The 23191-nt window shown below is 41.9% G+C and carries 22 protein-coding genes and 1 other RNA gene; 15 read left to right on the top strand and 8 right to left on the bottom strand.

The window, feature by feature from the left end; translation table 11 throughout:
- Nucleotides 1-10 precede the first annotated feature (10 nt).
- The 8 genes from BLW60_RS08820 to BLW60_RS08785 all read left to right on the top strand — a co-directional run bounded on the left by BLW60_RS08820 (nt 11) and on the right by BLW60_RS08785 (nt 8833).
- Entirely contained in the window at nt 11-2002 is a 1992-nt protein-coding gene (locus BLW60_RS08820) for a CoB--CoM heterodisulfide reductase iron-sulfur subunit A family protein (RefSeq protein ID WP_074716507.1), read from the top strand.
- Entirely contained in the window at nt 1993-2439 is a 447-nt protein-coding gene (locus tag BLW60_RS08815; protein ID WP_028516711.1) for a hydrogenase iron-sulfur subunit, read from the top strand. Before BLW60_RS08820 ends, BLW60_RS08815 begins: the two co-directional genes overlap by 10 nt.
- Nucleotides 2424-3395, top strand: a complete 972-nt coding sequence (locus tag BLW60_RS08810; protein WP_074716505.1) for a 4Fe-4S dicluster domain-containing protein — start codon at nt 2424-2426, stop codon at nt 3393-3395. The genes BLW60_RS08815 and BLW60_RS08810 overlap by 16 nt, the downstream gene beginning before the upstream one ends.
- Nucleotides 3395-4414: a 4Fe-4S dicluster domain-containing protein gene (locus BLW60_RS08805; RefSeq protein ID WP_074716503.1), complete on the top strand. Its 1020-nt coding sequence runs from the start codon at nt 3395-3397 to the stop codon at nt 4412-4414. Before BLW60_RS08810 ends, BLW60_RS08805 begins: the two co-directional genes overlap by 1 nt.
- Nucleotides 4414-5241 (top strand): FAD/NAD(P)-binding protein, encoded by an 828-nt coding sequence (locus BLW60_RS08800; protein WP_074716501.1) that lies wholly within the window; start codon nt 4414-4416, stop codon nt 5239-5241. The genes BLW60_RS08805 and BLW60_RS08800 overlap by 1 nt, the downstream gene beginning before the upstream one ends.
- A 15-nt stretch (nt 5242-5256) precedes the next feature.
- Nucleotides 5257-5940 carry a 4Fe-4S dicluster domain-containing protein gene (locus tag BLW60_RS08795; RefSeq protein ID WP_074716499.1) on the top strand — a complete coding sequence of 228 codons (684 nt, stop codon included), beginning with the start codon at nt 5257-5259 and terminating at the stop codon, nt 5938-5940.
- A gap of 13 nt (nt 5941-5953) precedes the next feature.
- The gene (locus BLW60_RS08790; protein WP_074716497.1) at nt 5954-7555 is read left to right on the top strand and encodes an FAD-dependent oxidoreductase; all 1602 of its coding nucleotides are present in this window, start codon (nt 5954-5956) and stop codon (nt 7553-7555) included.
- Between the two features lie 66 nt (nt 7556-7621).
- Nucleotides 7622-8833, top strand: coding sequence for an aspartate-alanine antiporter-like transporter (locus tag BLW60_RS08785; RefSeq protein ID WP_074716495.1), 1212 nt, complete (start codon nt 7622-7624; stop codon nt 8831-8833).
- A 162-nt stretch (nt 8834-8995) separates the two neighbouring features.
- Here BLW60_RS08785 and pyrE read toward each other — a convergent pair whose 3' ends face one another.
- Together pyrE and BLW60_RS08775 are read right to left on the bottom strand one after the other, a co-directional pair.
- Entirely contained in the window at nt 8996-9649 is a 654-nt protein-coding gene (gene pyrE, locus BLW60_RS08780) for an orotate phosphoribosyltransferase (protein WP_074716493.1), read from the bottom strand.
- Between the two features lie 54 nt (nt 9650-9703).
- Nucleotides 9704-10054 carry a zinc-ribbon domain-containing protein gene (locus BLW60_RS08775; protein ID WP_074716491.1) on the bottom strand — a complete coding sequence of 117 codons (351 nt, stop codon included), beginning with the start codon at nt 10052-10054 and terminating at the stop codon, nt 9704-9706.
- 215 nt (nt 10055-10269) lie between these two features.
- Here BLW60_RS08775 and BLW60_RS08770 point away from each other — a divergent pair, with 215 nt between their 5' ends.
- The 4 genes from BLW60_RS08770 to BLW60_RS08755 all read left to right on the top strand — a co-directional run bounded on the left by BLW60_RS08770 (nt 10270) and on the right by BLW60_RS08755 (nt 15387).
- Complete coding sequence (locus BLW60_RS08770) at nt 10270-11142, top strand: SGNH/GDSL hydrolase family protein (protein ID WP_074716489.1); 873 nt, start codon at nt 10270-10272, stop codon at nt 11140-11142.
- A gap of 247 nt (nt 11143-11389) precedes the next feature.
- Nucleotides 11390-13708 carry an anaerobic ribonucleoside triphosphate reductase gene (locus BLW60_RS08765; protein WP_074716684.1) on the top strand — a complete coding sequence of 773 codons (2319 nt, stop codon included), beginning with the start codon at nt 11390-11392 and terminating at the stop codon, nt 13706-13708.
- A 10-nt stretch (nt 13709-13718) separates the two neighbouring features.
- Nucleotides 13719-14219, top strand: coding sequence for an anaerobic ribonucleoside-triphosphate reductase activating protein (gene nrdG / locus BLW60_RS08760; RefSeq protein WP_074716487.1), 501 nt, complete (start codon nt 13719-13721; stop codon nt 14217-14219).
- 133 nt (nt 14220-14352) lie between these two features.
- Nucleotides 14353-15387, top strand: a complete 1035-nt coding sequence (locus tag BLW60_RS08755; RefSeq protein WP_074716485.1) for an alpha/beta fold hydrolase — start codon at nt 14353-14355, stop codon at nt 15385-15387.
- Between the two features lie 50 nt (nt 15388-15437).
- On the opposite strand, the gene ssrS is transcribed toward BLW60_RS08755, so the two are convergent.
- Together ssrS and BLW60_RS08745 are read right to left on the bottom strand one after the other, a co-directional pair.
- Nucleotides 15438-15622, bottom strand: a non-coding RNA gene (ssrS, locus tag BLW60_RS08750) — 6S RNA.
- Between the two features lie 82 nt (nt 15623-15704).
- Nucleotides 15705-15995 carry a DUF1292 domain-containing protein gene (locus BLW60_RS08745; RefSeq protein WP_074716483.1) on the bottom strand — a complete coding sequence of 97 codons (291 nt, stop codon included), beginning with the start codon at nt 15993-15995 and terminating at the stop codon, nt 15705-15707.
- A 960-nt stretch (nt 15996-16955) separates the two neighbouring features.
- On the opposite strand from BLW60_RS08745, the gene BLW60_RS08740 reads away from it, so the two are divergent.
- Complete coding sequence (locus BLW60_RS08740) at nt 16956-18377, top strand: S1C family serine protease (RefSeq protein ID WP_074716481.1); 1422 nt, start codon at nt 16956-16958, stop codon at nt 18375-18377.
- Between the two features lie 93 nt (nt 18378-18470).
- On the opposite strand, the gene BLW60_RS08735 is transcribed toward BLW60_RS08740, so the two are convergent.
- From BLW60_RS08735 to ymfI, 4 genes are all read right to left on the bottom strand, one after another.
- The gene (locus BLW60_RS08735; RefSeq protein ID WP_074716479.1) at nt 18471-18860 is read right to left on the bottom strand and encodes a thioesterase family protein; all 390 of its coding nucleotides are present in this window, start codon (nt 18858-18860) and stop codon (nt 18471-18473) included.
- Between the two features lie 9 nt (nt 18861-18869).
- On the bottom strand, nt 18870-20807 hold the full coding sequence (locus tag BLW60_RS08730; RefSeq protein ID WP_074716477.1) for an LTA synthase family protein: 1938 nt from the start codon (nt 20805-20807) through the stop codon (nt 18870-18872).
- Between the two features lie 174 nt (nt 20808-20981).
- The gene (locus tag BLW60_RS08725) at nt 20982-21569 is read right to left on the bottom strand and encodes an HD domain-containing protein (protein ID WP_074716475.1); all 588 of its coding nucleotides are present in this window, start codon (nt 21567-21569) and stop codon (nt 20982-20984) included.
- An 11-nt stretch (nt 21570-21580) separates the two neighbouring features.
- Nucleotides 21581-22285 carry an elongation factor P 5-aminopentanone reductase gene (gene ymfI, locus BLW60_RS08720; RefSeq protein ID WP_074716473.1) on the bottom strand — a complete coding sequence of 235 codons (705 nt, stop codon included), beginning with the start codon at nt 22283-22285 and terminating at the stop codon, nt 21581-21583.
- Nucleotides 22286-22441: 156 nt separating this feature from the next.
- Between ymfI and BLW60_RS08715 the strand changes: the two genes are divergently transcribed.
- Nucleotides 22442-22891, top strand: coding sequence for an acyl-CoA thioesterase (locus BLW60_RS08715; protein WP_074716471.1), 450 nt, complete (start codon nt 22442-22444; stop codon nt 22889-22891).
- A 94-nt stretch (nt 22892-22985) separates the two neighbouring features.
- Nucleotides 22986-23189, top strand: coding sequence for a DUF896 domain-containing protein (locus tag BLW60_RS08710; protein ID WP_074716469.1), 204 nt, complete (start codon nt 22986-22988; stop codon nt 23187-23189).
- Nucleotides 23190-23191: the final 2 nt, after the last annotated feature.

The raw sequence follows: 23191 nt of genomic DNA, 5'->3' as shown, positions 1-23191 counted from the left end.
AGATAGCACTATGCAGAGAATAGGCGTATTTGTCTGTCATTGCGGAACTAACATCGCTGCAACTGTAGATGTCAAGACTGTTGCAGAGGCTCTCGGACATGAGCCCGGAGTAGTTATCTCCCAGGACTATCAGTATATGTGTTCCGAATCCGGACAGAACCTTGTAAAAAATGCGATCAAGGAGCATAATCTTACAGGTGTTGTAGTATGTTCGTGTTCACCGAGAATGCATGAGAACACATTCAGAAAGGCTGCTGCTTCGGCTGGTCTTAATCCTTATCTTGTAGAAATTGCAAATATACGTGAACAGTGCTCATGGATACACAAGGATATCGCATCAGCTACAGAAAAGGCTATAATCCTCGGTAAGGCTGCTGTTGCAAAGGTACATCTTAATGCTCCGCTCACAGCAGGAGAGAGCCCTGTAGCAAAGAGAGCACTTGTTATCGGCGGCGGTATTGCAGGTATACAGACTGCTCTTGATATCGCGGAGGCTGGATTTGAAGTCGATATCGTTGAGAAAAATCCTACTATCGGCGGTAAAATGGCGCAGATAGACAAGACTTTCCCGACTCTTGACTGCGCTGCTTGTATCCTTACCCCTAAAATGGTAGAGGCTTCTCAGAATGAGAAGATAACTATCCACTCATTCAGCGAAGTTACCGATGTAAAGGGATTTGTCGGTAATTTTACCGTTACTATCAAGAAAAAGGCTCGTTTTGTTGATGAGACCAAATGTACAGGCTGCGGTCTTTGTACTGAAAAATGTCCTATGAAGAAAGTTCCTAACGAGTTCAATATGGGACTTGATAACAGAACTGCAATATACATTCCTTTTGCTCAGGCAGTACCAAAGGTGGCTACAATTGATCCGAACTACTGCATGATGATGAAAACAGGAAAGTGCGGCGTATGTTCAAAGGTATGTTCTGTGGGAGCTATCGACTACAAGCAGGAGGATAAGTTCATTGAGCAGAAGTACGGTGCTATCGTAGTTGCAACAGGATTTAATCCTATAAAGCTTGATAAGTATGATGAATTTGCATATAATCAGTGTCCTGACGTTGTTACATCGCTTGAGCTTGAGCGTCTTATGAATGCGGCAGGTCCTAACGGCGGTACACTTCTTCGTCCTTCCGATAAAACTCACCCCCACAAGATAGTATTTGTGCAGTGTGTGGGGTCAAGATGTGACGACAGCAAGGGTAAGCCTTACTGCTCTAAGATATGCTGTATGTATACTGCTAAACACGCTATGCTTATCCGTGAAAAGTATCCTGATACAGAAGTATATGTATTCTACATAGATGTGCGTACCCCGGGTAAGAACTTCGATGAGTTCTACCGCCGTGCAGTTGAACAGTACAATGTTCACTACATCAAGGGTATGGTGGGCAAGGTCACACCTCGTTCTGACGGTAAGATAGATGTACAGGCATCTGATCTCCTTGCCAATGAACAGCTCCATATCGACGCTGATATGGTAGTTCTTGCAGCAGCTATCGAGCCTGACAAGACTGCTCGTCCGTTGGCTACAATGCTTACGACTCAGATGGATACAAACGACTTCTTTACAGAAGCTCACCCGAAGCTTCGTCCTGTAGAGAGTGCTACAGCAGGTATATTCCTGTCAGGTGCCTGCCAGGGACCAAAGGATATCCCTGAGACTGTTGCACAGGCAAGTGCGGCAGCTGCAAAGGCTATCGGACTTCTCGTTAAGGACAGCATAACCTGCAATCCCTGCGTTGCTCATTCTGATGAGCTCATGTGCAACGGCTGCTCGTCATGCGAAAAGGTATGTCCTTACGGAGCTATCACATATACGGACAAGGAATTCAAAATGCCCGACAGGACTATTGCAGTACGCAGAGTTGCAAGCGTCAATCCTGCTGTATGTCAGGGTTGCGGTGCTTGTACAGTTGCTTGTCCTTCGGGAGCTATGGATCTTAACGGATTCTCGAACAGCCAGATAATGGCGGAGGTAGACGCAATATGCAAGTAAATGAAAATAAAGAGTTTCAGCCGCTGATCGTTGCATTCTGCTGTAACTGGTGTTCGTATGCAGGTGCCGATCTTTCGGGAACTAACAGACTTAATTACCCTTCAAATGTAAAGATCATCAGAGTACCCTGTTCATGCAGAGTAAATCCGATGTTTATACTCAGAGCATTCCAGAGAGGTGCTGACGGAGTTATCCTCTGCGGCTGCCACCCGGGAGACTGCCATTATACATCAGGCAACTATTTTACAAGAAGAAGAATGACTCTTCTTTTCAGTATGCTCGATTTTCTCGGAATTGAGCGTGACAGAACAAGAGTAGAGTGGGTATCGGCAGCCGAAGGTGCTAAATTCGCAGCAACTATGAACGAATTTACAGAGGCTGTAAAAAAACTCGGACCTAACCGCAGATTGGAGGATTTACGATGCAGGAAGCAATGATAAACAGAGCTAAGCAGCTTCTGGCTGATGGCACTGTAGATCGTGTTATCGGCTGGAAAAGAGGAGAATTCGCTTACGATATAACTCCTGCTGTATTCAGATCAGCTGAAGAGCTTGACGCTGATTTTGTATTTGATGATTTTACATCTGCAAATGTATCAAAGTACCTTGTCAAGGAGAGCAAAAAAGAGGGAAAGATCCTCGCTTTCCTCAAGCCTTGCGATACATACAGCTTCAATCAGCTTACCAAGGAGCACAGAGTTGTACGCGAGAATGTGTACATTATCGGTATCCCCGGCGGTCCAAAGCTTGATGCCGAGAAGATAAAGGCTAAGGGCATTACAGGTATTCTCGGTGTTAAAAACGAAAACTATACACTTAAAATAGAAACTGTTTACGGCGAGGAGACAATGCCTTACTATGAGGCTGTTCTTGATAAGTGCGCTTCATGCAAGAGCAAAAAGCACGTTGTATTCGATGAGCTCATCGGCGATGACGGAGAGGTACTTGAGTCAAACCGTTTTGAAATGGTCGAAAAGCTTGAGAATATGACTGCTCAGGAGAGATTTGATTTCTGGAGAGACCAGCTTTCAAAGTGTATCCGCTGCAATGCTTGCAGAAATGTCTGTCCAGCCTGCACCTGTGAAAAGTGCGTATTTGACAATCCGAATTCAGGCGTTGAGAATAAAGCTCCTGCTGACAGCTTTGAGGAGAATATGTTCCACATTATCCGTGCATTCCACGTTGCAGGAAGATGTACAGACTGCGGAGAGTGTTCGAGAGTATGTCCTCAGAATATACCGCTTCATCTGCTCAACAGAAAGTTCATCAAGGATATCAATTCTCTTTACGGTGAATATCAGGCAGGTGAGGATACTACCTCACGCGCTCCTCTTAATGATTACAAACAGGACGATTGCGAAGCAAGTATCGTACACGAAAGGGGAGTTGAATAATGCTTAAAATATCAATTGATAAGCTTGACGCTCTCTTTGAGGCGATATCAGCTTCACAGACACTGTATATCCCTGCTGACCGTGAGGACGGCAGTGCTGAGTATAAAAAATACGAGAGCGGTATGAAGCTCAGCAATGCACTCAATACAGTGAGAAGTGCAAAGGATTTCTTCTTCCCTCAGACCGAAAATCTTGTTGACTTCAAAATGGAAGGCAAGAATATAGAGGTCATCGACATCAGAGAAGAGTCGGAAGATTTCGTTATATTCGGTGTACGTGCCTGCGATGCAAGAAGCTTTACGATCCTTGACAAGGTATTCCTCAGCGAACCTGTGGACAGCTTCTACAAAAATCGCCGCGATCACGGCACAGTTGTAACTATGGCTTGTACAAGACCTGCTGAGACCTGCTTCTGCGGTACATTCGGTATTGACGCTGCTGCTCCCGAGGGCGATGCTGCCTGCTACAGCGACGGCGAGAGCATTTTCTTTGAGGCTCATAACGATAAGGGACAGAAGTTCATCGACAGCATCTCATCTCTTCTTGAAGAGGGCGACACTGCAAAGCTTGATGCTGTACGAGACAAGACAAGAGAGATACTTAAAAAGCTCCCTCTTGCAGGAATTTCAACAGAGTCATTCGGCGGCGATAAGCTCATGGAGCATTTCAACTCCGAGAAGTGGGCAGAGCTTTCTGAGAGCTGTCTCGGCTGCGGTACCTGTACATTTGTATGTCCTACCTGTCAGTGCTATGATATCAAGGACTTCAATACAGGTCACGGCATTAAACGTTTCCGCTGCTGGGACTCATGTATGTATTCAGACTTTACAAAAATGGCACACGGTAATCCACGTCTTACTCAGCTTGAACGTTTCCGACAGAGATTTATGCACAAGCTTGTATATTTTCCATCAAATAATAACGGCGAATTCGGCTGTGTAGGCTGCGGAAGATGCCTTTCAAAGTGTCCTATTTCAATGAATATAGTCAAGGTAATGAAAGCATTGGAGGTAAAGTGATGAATAAAGATACATTGATACCTTACATAGGAGTAGTTACCGATATAAGACAGGATACTCCTGATGTCAAAACATTCAGAGTCGTGTCGCCTGAGGGCGGCAAGGTTTTCGAGCATATGCCGGGACAGTGCGCTATGCTGTCTATACCGGGCGTGGGTGAAGGTATGTTTTCAATAACATCTTCTCCGACAAATAAGGAATTTATGGAGTTCAGCATAAAGAAGTGCGGCTGCCTCACAACATGGCTCCATGCAATGGACGTTGGTCAGCAGATAACTATCCGCGGACCTTACGGAAATCATTTCCCTGTTGAGACAGAACTTAAGGGCAAGGATCTTCTCTTTATTGCAGGCGGTATCGGACTTGCTCCGCTTCGTTCCGTTATAAACTATGTACGTGACAAGCGTGAGGATTACGGTTCGGTACAGATAGTTTACGGTTCACGTTCAAAAGATGACCTTGTTGATTATAAGGAAATAATAGACGAATGGATGGCTGATGACGGCATCGAGGTCAACCTTACTATTGATAATCCTCAGGAGGGCTGGGACGGTCATGTGGGATTTGTTCCGAACTATGTAAAGGAACTTGATCCTTCCATAAACAAAACAGTCCTTATCTGCGGACCTCCGATAATGATAAAGTTTACACTTGCAGGACTTAAAGAGCTTGGATTTACCGATACTCAGGTCTATACAACTATGGAGCTGAAGATGAAGTGCGCTGTGGGCAAATGCGGACGCTGCAATATCGGTGATAAGTATGTATGTAAGGACGGACCTGTTTTCCGTTTCGACCAGCTCGGCGAGCTGCCTGATGAATATTAAGGAGGAGAATATCGCATGGAAAATATGTTGAATGTTTACCTGTTCGGCAAGAAGTATCAGGTGCCCGCAGGTCTTACTATAATGACAGCAATGGAATATGCAGGCTATGACCTTGTAAGAGGCTGCGGCTGCCGTAACGGCTTCTGCGGTGCCTGTGCTACAATTTACAGAATAAAGGGCGAGATAGAGCTTCACGGATGTCTTGCCTGTCAGACAGAAGTACAGGAGGGAATGTATGTTGCAACACTTCCTTTCTTCCCACTTGAAAAGAGAGTATATAATATCGAAGAGATTAAGCCTACTCAGCAGATAATGATGCAGCTTTATCCTGAGATCTATAGCTGTATCGGCTGCAATGCCTGTACAAAAGCCTGTACACAGGAACTGAACGTTATGCAGTATATCGCATACGCTCAGAGAGGTGAGTACGATAAGTGTGCAGAGGAGAGCTTTGACTGCGTAATGTGCGGAGTATGTTCATCACGCTGTCCTGCTGGTATTTCCCACCCACAGGTAGCTATGCTTGCAAGAAGACTCAACGGCAAGTATATAGCTCCTGAGTGCGGACATCTCTCTGACCGTGTAAAAGAAGTAAACGAAGGTATCTTTGATAAGCAGATCGAGGAGCTTATGACAAAGGCTGTCGATAATATCGAAGAGATCAAGGATATGTACAATCACCGCGAGATCGAGAAGTAAGGGGGGGATAACCATGTATAAAATAGAAAAGCTTAATGAACTTGCAAAGGTAGTTGCAGCAAAGAGAGCTGAAAACGCAGCTATCGAACCAAGAAGAATGACTGCTGAGGAGAAAGATGATCTTCTTGCTCATTTCCACCCTGACTACAAGCAGGACGAATTCACTGTTCTTTCCGCAGGTGTGAACAAGGGCGATAAAGTGCCTACACAGCTTGCTGCACTTTTACAGGGCAAAAGCCGTATCAGCGCAGCAGATGTTGATCTTTCCTCACCTGATTATGATACAGATGTACTCATCATCGGCGGCGGCGGAGCAGGTGCTTCCGCAGCTATAGAGGCTGATGAAGCAGGCGTAAAGGCTATGATCGTTACAAAGCTTCGTATCGGCGATGCAAATACAATGATGGCTGAGGGCGGTATACAGGCTGCCGACAAACCAAATGATTCTCCCGCTATCCATTTCCTTGATGCTTTCGGCGGCGGACATTTTGCTGCAAAGCCCGAGCTTGTAAAGAAGCTCGTTACAAAAGCTCCCGAGGCTATACAGTGGCTCAACAAGCTCGGTGTCGAGTTCGATAAAGAGCCTGACGGCACTATGGTAACTACTCACGGCGGCGGTACTTCAAGAAAGAGAATGCACGCTGCTAAGGACTACTCAGGTGCTGAGATAATGCGTACTCTCCGTGATGAAGTCATCAACAGAGGCATACCTGTTATCGATTTCACGGCTGCTGTTGAGATAATCCTTGATGATAAGGGCAGAGCAGCAGGTGCAGTTCTTATGAACATGGAGACAAAGGAGCTCCTCGTTGCAAGAGCAAAGACTGTTATCATCGCAACAGGCGGTGCAGGACGTTTACATTATCAGGGATTCCCCACATCAAACCATTACGGTGCAACTGCTGACGGACTTATCCTGGGCTACCGTGTTGGCGCAAAGCTGCTCTATGCTGATACTCTTCAGTATCACCCAACAGGTACAGGTTATCCCGAGCAGATATTCGGTGCACTTGTAACTGAGAAGGTTCGTTCACTTGGCGCAAAGCTTGTCAATATAGACGGTGATGTGTTCATGCACCCACTCGAGACTCGTGACGTTACCGCAGCTTCTATCATTCGTGAGTGTACTGAGCGCGGCAAGGGCATAGAGACTACACTTGGCAAGTCAATCTGGCTCGATACACCTATGATCGAGTATATCCACGGTGAGGGTACTATCGAGAAGCGTATCCCTGCTATGATGAGAATGTTCGGCAAGTACGGCATTGATATCCGTAAGGAGCCTATCCTTGTTTATCCTACTCTCCACTATCAGAACGGCGGACTTGATATCACTGATGACTGCGCTACAGGCGTTGAAAACCTTTATGCAGCAGGTGAGGTAGCAGGCGGTATCCACGGAAGAAACAGACTCATGGGCAACTCACTCCTTGATGTTATCGTATTCGGCAGAAATGCAGGTATATACGCAGCTGCCAAAGCTAAAGAAACAACAGCTTCCGATAAGCTTACTCTCGAGCATATCGAGAAATTCAATAAGGAGCTTGCAGAGTCAGGTGCAGCAAGTGATGTAGCTTCACCAATGCTTCTTCCAAAATACGCAAGAAAGAAATAAAAATGGGACGCTGTAAAAAGCGTCCCATAAGTACGTATATAATAAAAGAAAGTTAAGTGATATATAATGGATTTTTTTAATGGAATTCTTTCGATACACGATGTGTCATTCCTGATGCTGTCTGTTATCGCCATTGCAGCACTGGGATATATCCTCGGAAGAATAACAATCAAGGGCGTTTCTCTCGGTACAGCAGGTGTTTTCATTGTTGCTCTTGTATACGGATGCTTATTCTATAAAGAGCTTTCAACCGAGATAAATGCGGATTTCGTAGGCAAAGCTCTGAAAATAGTTGATAATCTGGGACTTATCCTCTTTGTTACAGCAGTTGGATTTATTGCAGGACCTAATTTCTTCGGAAACTTCAAGAAGAACTTTAAATCATACGTACTCCTTGCAATTATTATAATCCTCAGCGGCGGACTTGCTTGTGCAGGCTGTATAACAGTAGGCAAGAACTTTACTGATCTTTCGTCAGAAGAGTTTACAGCAATGCTTACAGGTATCCTTTCGGGTGCGCTTACAAGTACTCCCGGTTTCTCAGCTGCCAAAGATGCAGTTGGTACGGAACACCTCCAGAGCATAGTATCTGTCGGATATGCTATTGCTTATATCTTCGGAGTTATCGGCGTTGTGCTCTTTGTTCAGATCATACCTAAGATCACAAAGGCTGATATGGCTAAGGAAAGAGAGCTGCTCGCACCTTCTTCAAAGAAGAGCGGCAAAGAAAAAAAAATGTTCACTCCTATCGAGATGGACAGCTTCGGTATCATGCCTTTTGCTCTTGCAGCTTGTTTAGGTATCATTATCGGTTCATTCAAATTCGGTAACTTTTCTCTTTCAACAACAGGCGGCTGCCTTTTAGTTTCGCTTTTATTCGGTCACTTCGGACGAATAGGCAAGTTTTCTATAATGCCAAAGGATTCCACACTGAAGGTTTTTCGTGAGCTTGGACTCATGTTCTTCCTTATCGGTGCGGGAGTTGCAGGCGGAGCAAAGTTCGTTCAGTATTTTGATGCCGTATACTTCCTCTACGGAATTATAATGACTATACTTCCTATGATAATAGGTTATCTGTTCGCAAAGTATGTTCTGAAACTCAGCCTGCTGAACAACCTCGGTTCTATTACTGGCGGTATGACGTCTACACCTGCACTGGGTACTCTTATAAGCACAGCAGGTACAGAGAATGTTGCATCAGCTTATGCAGCAACATATCCTGTAGCACTTATTTCGGTAGTGCTTGTATCACAGTTCCTGATAATCTTATTCAAATAACGAAAAAGTGCTCCCACAGGGGAGCACTTCTTTAATTTCAGGGGGAGTCAGGGAGCATAAACCATATTTTCTTACTTCTCTTTATAGAAAAAAGAAAATATATAATAAGTATTGGATTTTGGCGGTTATACTCCCTATCCTCCCTGAGCTTATGTATGTGTTTTATTTAACTCCGTAAGTCTCTCTGTATTCGAGCATCTTATCGAGGTATTCCTCGCCCGGAACGATGCCATTTTTGATAGCGTTGATAATATCCTCCATAGTAACGATAGGATAAACGATAACACCGAAATCACGCTTGACTTCCTGTACAGCTGAAAGCTCTCCTGTGCCCTTTTCCATACGGTCAACGGTTATTACCATACCTGTAACATTAACGTCTGCGGCAGTCATAAGCTTAGGCATAGACTCTCTGAGAGCCTTTCCTGAAGTCATTACATCATCTATGATAACAACTCTCTCGCCGTCAGTAAGATTTTTGCCGACGAACATACCGCCCTCACCGTGGTCCTTAGCTTCCTTTCTGTCAAAACAGTAGGAAACATCAATGTCAAACTTGTTGCTGAGTGCTACAACAGCAGATACAGCAAGAGGGATACCTTTATATGCAGGTCCGAAGAGAGTATCAACAGGGATATCGTTTGCCTTTATGCATTCAGCATAGTATTCGCCCAGCTTAGCAAGCTGCGCACCTGTTTTGTAATTACCGCAGTTTATGAAATAAGGAGCTTTTCTGCCGCTTTTCAGTGTGAATTCGCCGAAAGTAAGAACTCCGCAGTCCACCATAAACTTTATAAAGCTTTCTTTGTAAGTCATATTTAAAACCTCCGTATGTATATTTATTAAAGCCTGCAAAGCAGGTTTGAGCCGTTAGATAATTTCGTATATGTGACCGCAGAAAGGACAGCGCGGATAATCCATATCTATTTCTGCACCACATTCAGGACATATCTTTTGAGGAAGGATATCTATTTTATCGTCAATATTCTGGTTGAACCTTCCCACAAAGCCTGTAGGGTGAGTTACGGGAAATACTCCGAGCATAAGCCCACATTCCGAGCAGTAATATCCGAGAGTAGAGTCTACGGGAGTCTCGCAGATCATGTCGTTTCCGTCGTAAAAGGCGGCAACAGGATAGATAAGAGAAGAGCCTTTACCGGGGATACCGCGCTTCTCTACAGTAAATCTTCCCCTGTACATAGGCTTGCCGCAATGCATCATAGATCATCCCTCCTTGAAATAACATAATATTATTATAGACTATTTCGGATAATAATTCAAGACAATAACGGCAGAAAAATAAAAATGTTGTAAAATTACTGAAAAGTATTGCAAATGTATAAAAAAAGAGATATAATATATTTGTATGTCGTTTCAGCATATTTCGGTATGCCGAATACCGTAATTCGGCAGCTTTTTAAGAGTTGGGAGAAAAAATGGCTAAAAAGAAGAGTATTACAAGAATTTCTGATAAAAAACGCGGCAGACCAAAGGTAAGGTTCAGCATATGGGGGCTTATACTCATATTTGCCCTTTCTTTTTCTGCGTGGTTTATTATATATATGGTATCAGCAAACTTTAACGAAAACTTTTTCAGCGAAGAGTTTGGCGAAGATAAAGACGAGCAGGGCAAAGAGGATAAAACAGCCGACAGCGTTCAGGAAAGCAATGACGTATCAGACGGTACGGAAGATATTGAACCTGCAAGCGAAGAAAAAGACAAGATAACCAATCCCGTTTCTCAGTCCGAGGCAAAGAGTGCGGATTATCTTTCATCATGTTGTCTCGTTACAGATTCTACACTTATTGATATGGCTAAATACACAGGTATGAAAGACGTTATCGGCAGCAGTGAACTAAATGCAGCAGGCTGCAATACAGTTGCCATAGAGTCCTCTTACGGCACTAAGAGCGTTTATGAGGTGTTACAGGCAAAGAAGCCTGAGGTAATATATATCATGCTCGGAAGTGATATCGGTACTTCCAAAATGGAGGACATGGTTTCAGAGTATACAGAGTTTGTAAAAAATCTCAGAGGATACCTTACCGATGCTGATATTTATATAATGCAGCTCCCGCCTGTACGTGATGATGCAAATGCTACAACAGGCAATGGTGTTATAAATGAGTTCAACACAAAGCTTCTTACTATTGCGAATATGCAGAATGTATACTGTATAGATACCAATACAGCACTTAAAGGCGTTGACGGTGCACTTTCTGATGAGTACAGAGACTCATCAACGGGAGCTCTTACGGAAGCCGCTTACAAGGCGATAGCAGATTATATACTTTGTCATACTGTATAATTTCAAGCCCCGACCACTATATATAGTGGTCGGGGCTTTTACAATCTGTAGAGGGCTTGAAACGACGGAATATCGCAAAAAGCTCTTTTTTAAATGATTTATGCACGAATATCACAATAAAATGCATAAAAATCAATAATTAGTTGTGCATATACATCATTGACTTCTGCCTCGGAATGTTTTATACTAATAAGGAACTATTGAAAGGCAGACACTATATATTGTGTTTGGAGGTATGACAAAGAAAATGATAATCCACATTATTAAAAGAGACGGAAGAAAAGTTCCTTTTAATATAGAGAAGATAGCAAATGCTATTTTCAAGGCTGCGCAGACACGCGGCGGTACAGATTTCAATGTTGCAATGGACGTTGCTGTTGAGGTCTGCCGACTATATGAGGAACAAAATCCAGGAAAAACTCCAACTGTTGAAGAGATACAGGATCTTGTTGAGAAAGTCCTTATTGAAAAAGGTCACGCTAAAACAGCAAAGGCATATATTCTCTACCGTTACGAGCGTACACGCTCCCGTGAGATGAAGACCAATCTGATGTGCGTGCTCAATGAGCTTACCTTCAGTCCCGCAAAAGACAGTGATATAAAGCGTGAAAACGCTAATATAGACGGCGATACCGCTATGGGCACAATGCTCAAGTACGGTTCGGTATCAGCAAAGGAATATTATGAGATGTACGTCCTTGAGCCCGCTCATGCAAAGGCTCACCGCGAGGGCGATATACATATACACGATCTCGATTTCTATACACTTACAACGACCTGTACACAGATAGATCTGAAAAAGCTCTTTACAAACGGTTTTTCTACAGGTCACGGCTTCCTCAGAGAGCCTAACGATATAGCAAGCTATTCAGCTCTTGCCTGTATCGCTATCCAGTCCAACCAGAACGACCAGCACGGCGGTCAGAGCGTACCTACTTTTGATTACGCAATGGCTGAGGGCGTAAAGAAAACTTACGCAGCAAGATATACACAGAATGTTGCAAGAGCTCTTTCCCTTATCTGCGGTGTGGACAATGAATTCGAGGTAATAGACGGTATAAAGAAAGAAATATCCGAGAACTTTGGTCTGAAACCCGTTCTTGCACAGGATAACGGCTATCAGGAAAAGGAAATGGAGCTTCTGCTGAAATATACAGATAAGGAAACTGCTGAAAAAATTCAGGCTTTCGCCACAAGAAATGCTGAAAAGGAAACAGACAGAGCTACTTATCAGGCTATGGAAGCACTTATCCACAACCTTAATACCATGAACAGCCGTGCAGGTGCGCAGACACCGTTCAGTTCCATAAACTACGGTACAGATACTTCCCCCGAGGGAAGAATGGTCATCAAGAACGTTCTTCTCGCTCAGGAAGCAGGTCTCGGCAACGGCGAGACTCCTATCTTCCCGATACATATTTTCAAGATAAAGGACGGTATCAACTATAATCCGACCGATCCTAACTATGATCTTTTCAAGCTCGCTTGCAGAGTTTCTGCAAAGCGTCTTTTCCCGAATTTCTCATTTATTGATGCTCCGTATAATCTCCAGTATTACAAGGAGGGCAATCCTGATACCGAGATAGCATATATGGGATGTCGTACAAGAGTTATCGGAAATAACTATGATCCTTCAAGAGAGATAGTAACAGGCAGAGGAAACCTCAGCTTTACATCTATCAATCTTCCTCGTCTTGCTATCAAGGCAGATCACAATGTTGGTCTTTTCTTTGATATGCTCGAAGAAAAGGTAGAGCTCGTTATCGACCAGCTCATGCATCGTTTCAAGATACAGGCCCAGAAGAGAGTGAGAAACTATCCTTTCCTTATGGGACAGGGCATATGGATCGACTCTGACAAGCTTTCACCCGATGATACAGTAGGTGAAGTGCTCAAGCACGGCACACTTTCAGTAGGCTTTATCGGACTTGCTGAAACTTTAAAGGCTCTTATCGGTGCTCATCACGGAGAGAGTGAAGAAGCAAGAGAGCTCGGTATCGAGATAGTTACATCTATGAGACGCCGCCTTGATGAAGAGTCAAAGAGAACAGGTCTTAACTTCTCACTTCTTGCAACTCCTGCTGAAGGCTTATCAGGACGTTTTGTACGTATGGACGCAAAGAAGTACGGTATAATCGAAGGTGTTACAGACCGTGATTACTATACAAACTCTTTCCATGTACCTGTTTACTATCCGATAAGCGCATTTGAGAAGATAAAGATAGAAGCTCCTTACCATGAGCTTACCAATGCAGGTCACATCAGCTACATTGAGCTTGACGGTGATCCACTTGAAAACCTTAGTGCTTTCGAGAAGATCGTTCGCTGCATGAAGGAGTCGGGAATAGGCTACGGTGCTATCAACCACCCTGTTGACCGTGATCCGTGCTGCGGATATACAGGTATTATCGGCGAGACTTGTCCATGCTGCGGCAGAAAGGAACATTCAAACAATGTTGCTTTCGACAGGATACGCCGTATCACAGGTTATCTTGTAGGTACACTCGATCGTTTCAATGACGGTAAGCGTGCTGAGGAGCATGACCGAGTAAAGCATAATGTATAAGGTGATATAAATGAATATCAGGATTGCCGGAACTGTTAATGACTCAATAGTAGACGGTCCGGGAATAAGATTTTCTGTTTTTGTACAAGGCTGTCCTCATAACTGTGAGGGCTGCCATAATCCTCAGACTCATGATTTCGACGGCGGAACTGTAACAACTACAGAGGAACTGCTTGAAAAGATAAAGACTAATCCGCTTCTGGACGGTGTGACATTCAGCGGCGGTGAGCCTTTCTGTCAGGCGGAAGCTCTTGCAGTGCTTGGAACGGAGATAAAGAAGCTGGGACTGAATATTATTACATATACGGGCTACACGTTCGAGCATCTTTACGAAAACCGTGATAAAAACCACTGGAACGAGCTCCTTTCGGTAACGGATTATCTGATCGATGGACCGTTTATCCTTGCTCAGAAGGATTGGGAGATAAAGTTCCGCGGAAGTTCAAATCAAAGATATATCGACTGCGGTAAAAGTCTTGCAGAAGGGCGTGCTGTTGAAGCAGAGCCATGATACTTTTACTGCTCCATAAATAAGATGTAATACCTCTGAAGTACATTCAGAGGTATTATTTTTTTATAATTGACAAGTAAATGTCGAATGTTGTATAATAAAGTCCTAAAATGTCGAAAAAAGGAGAAATCATATGAAAAACAACGACGTAACAAATCCGGTAAAAAAACCACGCAGAATTGGAAGAAAAATACTGAAATTCTTTGGTATACTTTTTCTGATGATCCTTGTTGCAGTAGCAATACTTGCTGTAAGACACCACATAAAGTGTAAGAGTGACAGAAAGATATTTGCCGATGCATACGGTGAATACTTTACAACATCTCACGGAGACAGGATAAACTATACTTTTTATGACAGCAAGTCAGATGATGTGGCTGTTGTACTGCCCGGATATGGTTGCAGCACTGCACACTATGAATTTGATACATTTGCGGACAGGCTTAAAGATGATTATAAAATGATCATAGTTGAACCTCTGGGCGTAGGTCTCAGTGACGGAACAGACAGAAAGCGTACTGTTGAGAATTACTGTGAAGAGCTTCACGAGCTGATGCAGTATCTAAAATATGATAAATATACCATTATAGGACATTCCATAGCAGGACTCTATAGCCTGTATTATGCTAATCAGTATACAGATGAAGTTGAAGCCTTTATCGGCATTGATGCTTCTCTGCCACATCAGTCAGATGATGCACCGTGGATAGCAAAGCCTAAGAATACAAGAATGCTGTACAAGATAATAAGAGTAGCATTTGTAAAAACAGGTATTGAGCGTTTGATAACCGAGCTTTCATTTGACAAAACAATGGAGCAGATACCAACTCTTACAGAGGACGACAGGGATAAGGCGCTTGCTTTATACTGCACCGCATCACTTACAGACACTCAGATGGACGAAATGAATGAACTTCCTGAGAATATGAAAAAATGCTATGATATGAAATTCCCTTCGGAAGTTCCTGTTCTTTATGTACTTGCAAAGGCAAACACTGAGAGCATGGATTCATGGGAGCAGATACACAAAGACGTTGTAACAAATCCCAATAGCAAGGTAACTGTTATAGAAGGTGAGCATTATCTGCACTTTACAAGCCTTGACGTTCTTGTTGATGAAATACAGAAATGGAGATCGAATGAAATGAAACAGCAGGAAGCTGCATAATAAGAAAGCCCGAGAGCAATGCTTTCGGGCTTAAATATTAGAAAATGTAATAAAAATCCGCCTTGCCGTCATATAGTGCATAAAACCCGCACGAAGCAGGTGGGTAAACGCCCTTATGCTTCTCGCTCCCTTCTTCCGCAAAGCGGGAGGTCTGCAGTCCACATACGGAGTCGAATTCCCTAGGATTATGTGTTGGATTATAAAAACTATAATTACCCGAACAAGGCAGAAATTTTTCTTTTCTTGTATATATTATATCATAAAGATTTCAAAAAATCAAGAGTTTTTTATGTAAAATCATTAAAATATGAATTTTTTTATTCCTCAAGAGCGTCCTGTAATCTTTCAAGGAAAAATCTTGAAACTGATTCAAATTCATCATCGTCATCAATAGAAGCAAGAATTTCTTCGCCGTCCTCTTCTATTGATTTAAGAATAACAAGGTCACAGTCGGAGTTAAGGAAATCATCATCTTCGATAGCAGGAAGCATAGCATAATACTGTTCACCGTTTATTTCGGCAGCGTCAAAAAGCTCAAACTGTTTTTTGTTTCCTTCCTCATCGATCAGTTCAAAGAGATCGGGAGTGTATTCGTTCATTTCGGACATAATAATTCTCCATTCCGGCGATTGCCTTTTGATAAATATATTATACACTATTTCTGCTTAAAAATCAAGAGGAAATAATAATATTAAATTAAAGGTAAAAATGCACAATTGAATGATAATATGTTTGTAGCATATGCCGAATTGTACTAAAAACAACTAAAAGTTGATTGAATTCTATTGACATTTCACACATGATGTGGTAATATATAATCAAGGAAAAGGAGAGACCGAAAGGAAACTCCAAGCTGAATTTACTTGGACTGAGACGTGAGTCTCAATGTAAATGATTATACGCGGAAGGGAGAGTGAGTCCGATGGAAGAAACGTTAAGACAGCAGCGTGAAGCCGGCGGGCTTGCTGAGTGAGTAGAACTGATTAAGAGGGAATGTAGGCTGAAAAGCTTGTTCCATTGATGTAAAGTTCAAAAATACTTTAAGTTCGATTCACAAGGCTGACGTATTGCTGTTTTAAACGGCTTCATGTCTAAACTCAGTTTGAATACAGATTATCTGAAATTTCGACAATGAGTCTTTAGATATATTGCGAAAAATCTTTTAGTAAAGGACGAGTCCAATGAGAAAATAGGTTAATTGCTTAATGAAATTGCAGAATATTCGGGTCGGATGTAGCGATACCGAAAAAAATACAATTTATAGGTGATTCCAATGGAGAAATTCTAACATTGCTTGATTACTTTTATTAAAGGAATGATGTGCGTATGAAAAATAGGTACACATTAAAAATCTGATCCGAAAGGGTGAGTCCAAAGGGTAATTTAGCCAAGTGATGGAAGTCGCTTAAAAATAAAACAGAATAATTACAGCCCCGATGTAATATCGGGGCTTTTGTTTTTCATTATATATTTTATGGCAAATTATGATTTTTCCTTATGTTATCATATATTTATCACAAAAATGCTTATAATAGAATATAATGACTTATTATGGAAGGATGAGAAATATGGCGGAAAATTATAATGATAATAATGATCTGAATTCCGAAGATTTGTTCAATGATAATAATCATTCTCGTAAAGAAAATGTTGATGATATAAATGATAATAAAAGCAGCGAGGTAAGCTTTGCTTCTGAGCCGAACTCTTATTCATATACTTCTGAAAGCTCCAAAAAGAAGTGCAGGAAAAATCTGCATTTTTTTATGAAAAGTTCAGCAGCCGTTCTTGCTGTTATAATTTTAGGTGCAGGAACAGTTCAGGTCTACAAGTTCCTGAGAGATACAAGAGAGGAACTTGTTGAGCTGTCGAATGATGCGTCATCTAAAACAGTTTCAAAAGAGGTCGAAGATAAGGAGAAGGCGCAGGAGGAGCTTCCGAGCCTGATAGAGCTTGCTTCACGCAGTGATGCAAAGCCGCTTCCTGATATTGTTGACGCTATAATGCCTTCGGTTGTTGGTGTTGCTTCGTCGTTTGAATTTGAACAGCAGCAGTCATTCAGTATGTGGGGCTGGAACACAGAGCCTTTAATGCGAAGTATATCTACTACAGGCACAGGTTTTATTATTTCTGAGGACGGCTACATCGTTACTAATTGCCACGTTGTATTTGATACTCAGTATAATGCAGGAGAGGCTACAGAGGTTTCTGTACTTTTCAGCGATGAGACACAGCATGAGGCTAATATAGTTGCTTATGACGTTGAAACTGATATAGCTGTATTAAAGGTCGATGAAAAGGGGCTTACACCTGCTGTTATCGGTGACAGCGATGAACTGAGAGTTGGCGAGCTGGTAATTGCTGTCGGCAATCCTCTCGGATTTGATCTTTTCGGCACAGTTACAAGCGGCATAGTTTCTGCGCTTAACAGAAAAATTGATATCAACGAGAAAAAGATGAATCTTATACAGACTGATGCAGCTATAAATAGCGGTAATTCCGGCGGACCACTTCTTAACAGCTGCGGACAGGTAATAGGTATCAATTCGGCTAAGATGTCATCAAGCTACAACAGCAATGCTGCGAGTATAGAAGGAATTTGCTTTGCAATACCTATGAAAGAAGCTAAAGTTATAATTGATGATCTTATTAATTTCAGATATGTAACAGGCAGACCACAGATAGGCATTAATACTTCTGATATTGACGAGATAAAGTCACGTTTCTATAATGTACCTATGGGAGTGCTGATTAGAGCTATCGAAGAGGGAAGTTCTGCTGATCTTGCAGGTCTTATGGTTGGTGACATTATACTGGATATTGAAGGTGAATCAGTTACTACCCGTGATAAGTTCAATGAGATAAAAAATCAGCATAAGGTAGGAGATGTTATTACTCTTACAGTATATCGTGATGGAAAAGAAGTTAAGGTAAAGGTAACTCTTCAGGAGCAGAAAAACATTCGTGAGAATGTAAAACCTGAAACCTGATGTAAACTAAAAAGTGTATAAAAGCCCCTTTGATATATCAAAGGGGCTTTGGTATACGAAAAAGGCTTCCGAATTTTGCGGAAGCCTTTAGCTTTAAATTTTTGAATTTGCTTTAGCAGTGAATTTCTCGCCGTATACAAGAAATCTTTTATGTATGCCTTCCCCGATATCTCCTGCTTCGTCATAGGCTTTTACAGAGAATATCAGTTCACGGCCGTTTATTTCAATAAGTTCCGCTTCTGCACATACCTTCATATTCTTAGGTGTTGCAGAGATATGCTTTACATTCATTTCTGTGCCGACTGTTGTTTCGTCACCTTCAAGAAAATCGGAAATACAAGTGCAGGCAGCTTTTTCCATAAGCATTACCATAACAGGAGTGGCAAGTACTTCAAGACTTCCGCTTCCAACATTTACAGCAAGTTCTTTTTCTGACACAGTAAGCTCAGATGTGCCTGTGATGCCTTTGGTTAATTCTTTCATATTGACTCCTTAATCGTGAGTAGATAACTCATCATCGGGAATAGGTGATGGTGAAAAGTCTTCAAGAACGACTCTGTCCATAGTTAAAATATCAAGTTCATCGTTCCTCGGTATCTCATCATTATACTCGGTCGAATAAACGGGCAGTGTTTTCATATAGCCGTTCATTTTTTCGATAAATGCATCACGTGGAGCGTCAATGATATTCATTATAACATATGGTATGTAGAAGAATGAAACTTCCTCTTCTGGAATATATGAGAAATCAGCATCATAATTGCTCCAGAAGAAGTATTTCTGCTGATAAAGAGGAGAACAGTTTTCGCCAGTCAGGCCGAGCTGATTGTAAACGCTTGTTTCACCTCTGAGTGAAGGGAAGTGATCTCCCACAAAGAATACGAGAGTAGGCTCGTCTACCTTTTTAAGTTCAGTGAGGAAGTCGTTGAGACCATCATTTGTATGCTCTATCCATGTAAGATAGTTTACGAATTCGTTGTTGGGATCTTCACCCTGATCGTATGGCTGATGATTTTGCATTGTTGTTGTATGGAGATAGATCGGTTTGTCAGAATCCTTTATCTCATACAATATCTGATCGAAAACAGTTGAGTCGTCAACATATGTACCAAAGTGGTCTACAGGAACAGTAAAATCGGTAGTGCCTTCCTGATCGTCGTGATAGATCATTTTCTCAAATCCGAAGTGACCGTATATCTTTGCTCTGCTGTAGAAATTGCTCTGGAATGGATGAACATAAACGGTGTTGTATCCCCAGCTCTTGTAATACTGTGCAAGAGCTGGCTGTACACGGTCGGCAAGCTCACGCTGAGGCATATTTGGTGTATTGAGACCTCTTACAGGCAGTCCGAAAAGAAGCTCGAATTCTGAACGTACAGTCCAGCTTGCGTATGTAGGAGTTATTGCGATACCGCCCTTGCCGTCAGAGATCGCTCTGTCAAAGTACTTGTAGTATTTATCATCGACTTTGAGTTCGTCAAATACTCGGAAATCTGCGTAGGATTCACTCATTATAACGATAACATTAGGCTTTTTGCCGCCGTTGAAGTCCTCAGTTGTTTCAACAGGGATATCAGTTATCTGGTTAATGTATTCTTCGCTGTATGTTTCAGGTATTACAAGACGGTTTGCATAGCTTTCCGAAGCGGTCTGTACAAGAAATGCAAGGAAATGGTTTTTATCAAATTTTTCATTGAGCTTGAATGCGTTTGTAGCATCAGTTGTATCAAGCTTGAAAGCATTATATACAGGATTATAGAACGAAGGGAGCACTATAAGTGCTGCCATCGGCAGTGCGCAGGCACAGCACATGGTCACTCTGCGGAGCGGTGAGGCTTTTATCTTAGGATTAAAGTAAAAGGCAAGGTATACAAAAGCAATTGCTATAACGTAATAAAGGATAAGCCTCGGAGTGATCTTTATGTAAGCGAAAGAGGTAAGGCTTTTTACGCTTTTGACAAGCTTCATATCCGAAAGTATGAGATGATTGCCGTTTGTTCCGTATTTGAAAAGCTCTGTTGTACTCAGTGCCATGAATATGAAAGTCTGTACCAGAATGGTCAGCCAGCCTTTTTTGAATAATCCCAGCAGGAATATGAAAACTACGGCTGTGATTATAAGGTCAAATACGAAAACGGTAGGTCTTTCGGTAATAAGGTTCACGAAAGATGAAATATATTTTGACTGAGTTATCTCCGCCATACAGCAAATGAACAACGGGAATATTATCATTATAAAACGGTTGAATTTGCTGTATTTTGATGAATTGGCTTCTCTTTTCTCATTGTATTTTTTCAGCCTTGGGAACCGCGGCTTTTTCTCTTCTGCGGTCTCAATAGCTGCTTCAATAGGATCTTTCACTTCATTTAAAAGTGCATCTTCTGTTTTCACAGCAGTCCCCGCAGCACTTTGTGTTGCTTTTTTATTCATTAGTCATCATCCTTCTATATCAATCTTGTTTTTATATTATTTTATACTACTAATATAGCATAATAGAGGTGAAAATTCAAGTTTTAACATAAATTATCATCATTTATTCATTAAATTCGGCGGTTTAGTAATAGTGTACTGCAAATGGAAGAGAAAACTGTGCAATTTGTCGATTTATGTTTTCAGCCACCCTTTTTCTGCTGCATCATCAATAACGCTTTTAATCAGTTCGGCGAGTTCGTCTGACTCTGAGAAATAGTCGATATTACGGCTTAATACCTGTTGCTTGTGAATTCCGTGTTCTTGCCATGAGATGCCGCCTTTGGTATAATTCAGAAGCAGAGGCTGTATTCTGTCAAGCATGGCAGCAAAGCGGGCATCAGGCGTTTCAGAGTCTTCAAACTCGCGCCACAGATCGTAGAACTCTTTGCGCTGATCGTCGGGAAGAAGCCCGAAAATACGCTGTGCAGCTTTTTCCTCACGTTCAGCTTTTGATTTGTAACCCTCGTTGTCATAGCAATATGTATCGCCTGCGTCTATTTCAACAACATCATGCAGCAGTACCATTTTCATTACATGAGTAATGTCGATTTTTTCGTTTGAATACTCGGCGAGGAGGAATGCCAGTATAGCCAGATGCCAGCTGTGTTCCGCATCGTTTTCCTTTCTGTCTTCGTGCAGTACATAGGTCTGACGGTACAGATTTTTCATTTTATCAAGTTCAAGCAGAAATTCGACCTGCTTTTTCAGTCTGTCTTTCATATCATTACCTCTTAAATTACCATTCCGCCGTTTACGGCTAATATCTGACCTGTTATGTATTCTGCCTGATCCGAAGCAAGAAAAGCGACTGCATCGGCTATATGCCGCGGTTCACCGAATATGCCGAGTGGGATATCGTCACGTATCAGTTTAAGATCATCCTCGGAAAATCTGCTGTTCATCTCTGTCATAATAAATCCCGGAGCTATGCAGTTTACACGTATGCCAGACGGTGCAACTTCTTTTGCAAGTGCTTTTGTGAAGCCTATTATGCCTGCCTTGGAAGCAGAATAGTCAACTTCGCAGGAAGCTCCGCACTGCCCCCACATTGAGGATATATTTATTATATTTCCTCTTTTTTGGTTTATCATTGAAGGCAGAACAGCTCTTGCACAGTTTAACGTTCCTTTCAGGTTTATATCGAGTATCTTATTCGCACTTTCCTGCTTGATAGATGTAAAAAGGTCTATTTCGGATACACCTGCATTGTTGATAAGCAGGTCGATATGTCCGATGCTTTCAATAGCATTTCTTACTGTATCATTATCGGAAATATCGAAACGAACAGCCTGTCCGTCTATTTCGGAAGCAAGCTTTTCCGCTTTTTCTTTTGAGTTGTTGTAGTTTATGTATACATAATAATCGTCGGCAGCAAGTCTGCGGCAGATAGCTTCACCTATACCGCCTGCACCGCCTGTTACGAGAGCTTTTTTCATATTGACCTCCTGTTCAAAAAATCCCTTTTTATTATAGCACACAAATCAAAATAAATCAAAGATATATTGAAAAGAGATTATTATAAAAATATTGACATTTGTGATACTGTATGATAGTATATTAAAGTATGATTTTTTATTTAATGAGAGATATCTATGAAAGAATTAAGACCTTACACAAGAAACGTATTTTATTATGAGACCGACAAAATGGGGGTAGTTCATCATTCAAACTATATTCGTTATTTTGATGAAGCAAGAGTAGATCATCTTAAACAGGGTGAAGTTGCGTTTGATTTGCTTGAGAGCTTGGGCATACTTCTTCACACGCTTTCACTTAACTGTGAGTACAAGCGTCCCCTTGTATTTGACGAGCCTTTCTCAGTCTACGGGACTCTGACGAAGGTCAACGGCACTACACTTGAACTGGATTACCGTATTGTAAGCGGCAAAACAGGTGAAGTAAATGTTTACGGACATTCGGTACACTGTTTTACTGACAGCAATATGAGACCGATACGTCTTAAAAATAAATACCCTGAGATATACGATAAATTTGCTGCATACGTCCAGCCTAAAAAGAAAGAGGTAAAGTCTGAAAAGTAAGCTTCTGATTTATTATTTTTAATAATGCCTTTATACTTGAAATTATCTTGAAATGATGTTACAATAATAGTATATTTATATAGGAGTGTTTAATTTGGATCAGAAAAAAATAGATCGTATAAACGAGCTTGCAAGAAAGTCTAAAAACGAGGGACTTACTGAAGCGGAAAAGGCTGAACAGACAGAGCTTCGCAACGAATACAGAAGAGCGGTTACGGGAAATCTTGCTGCTCAGCTGGATAATACTTATATAATGACTCCTGACGGCAAAAAACGTAAGGTAGGCAGAAACAGGTGATA

Source organism: Ruminococcus flavefaciens (assembly GCF_900108555.1).
Classification (GTDB): Bacteria; Bacillota; Clostridia; order Oscillospirales; family Ruminococcaceae; genus Ruminococcus; species Ruminococcus flavefaciens_P.
Note: the sequence above shows the minus strand (reverse complement) of the source record. Positions and strands in the feature narration are given on the sequence as shown.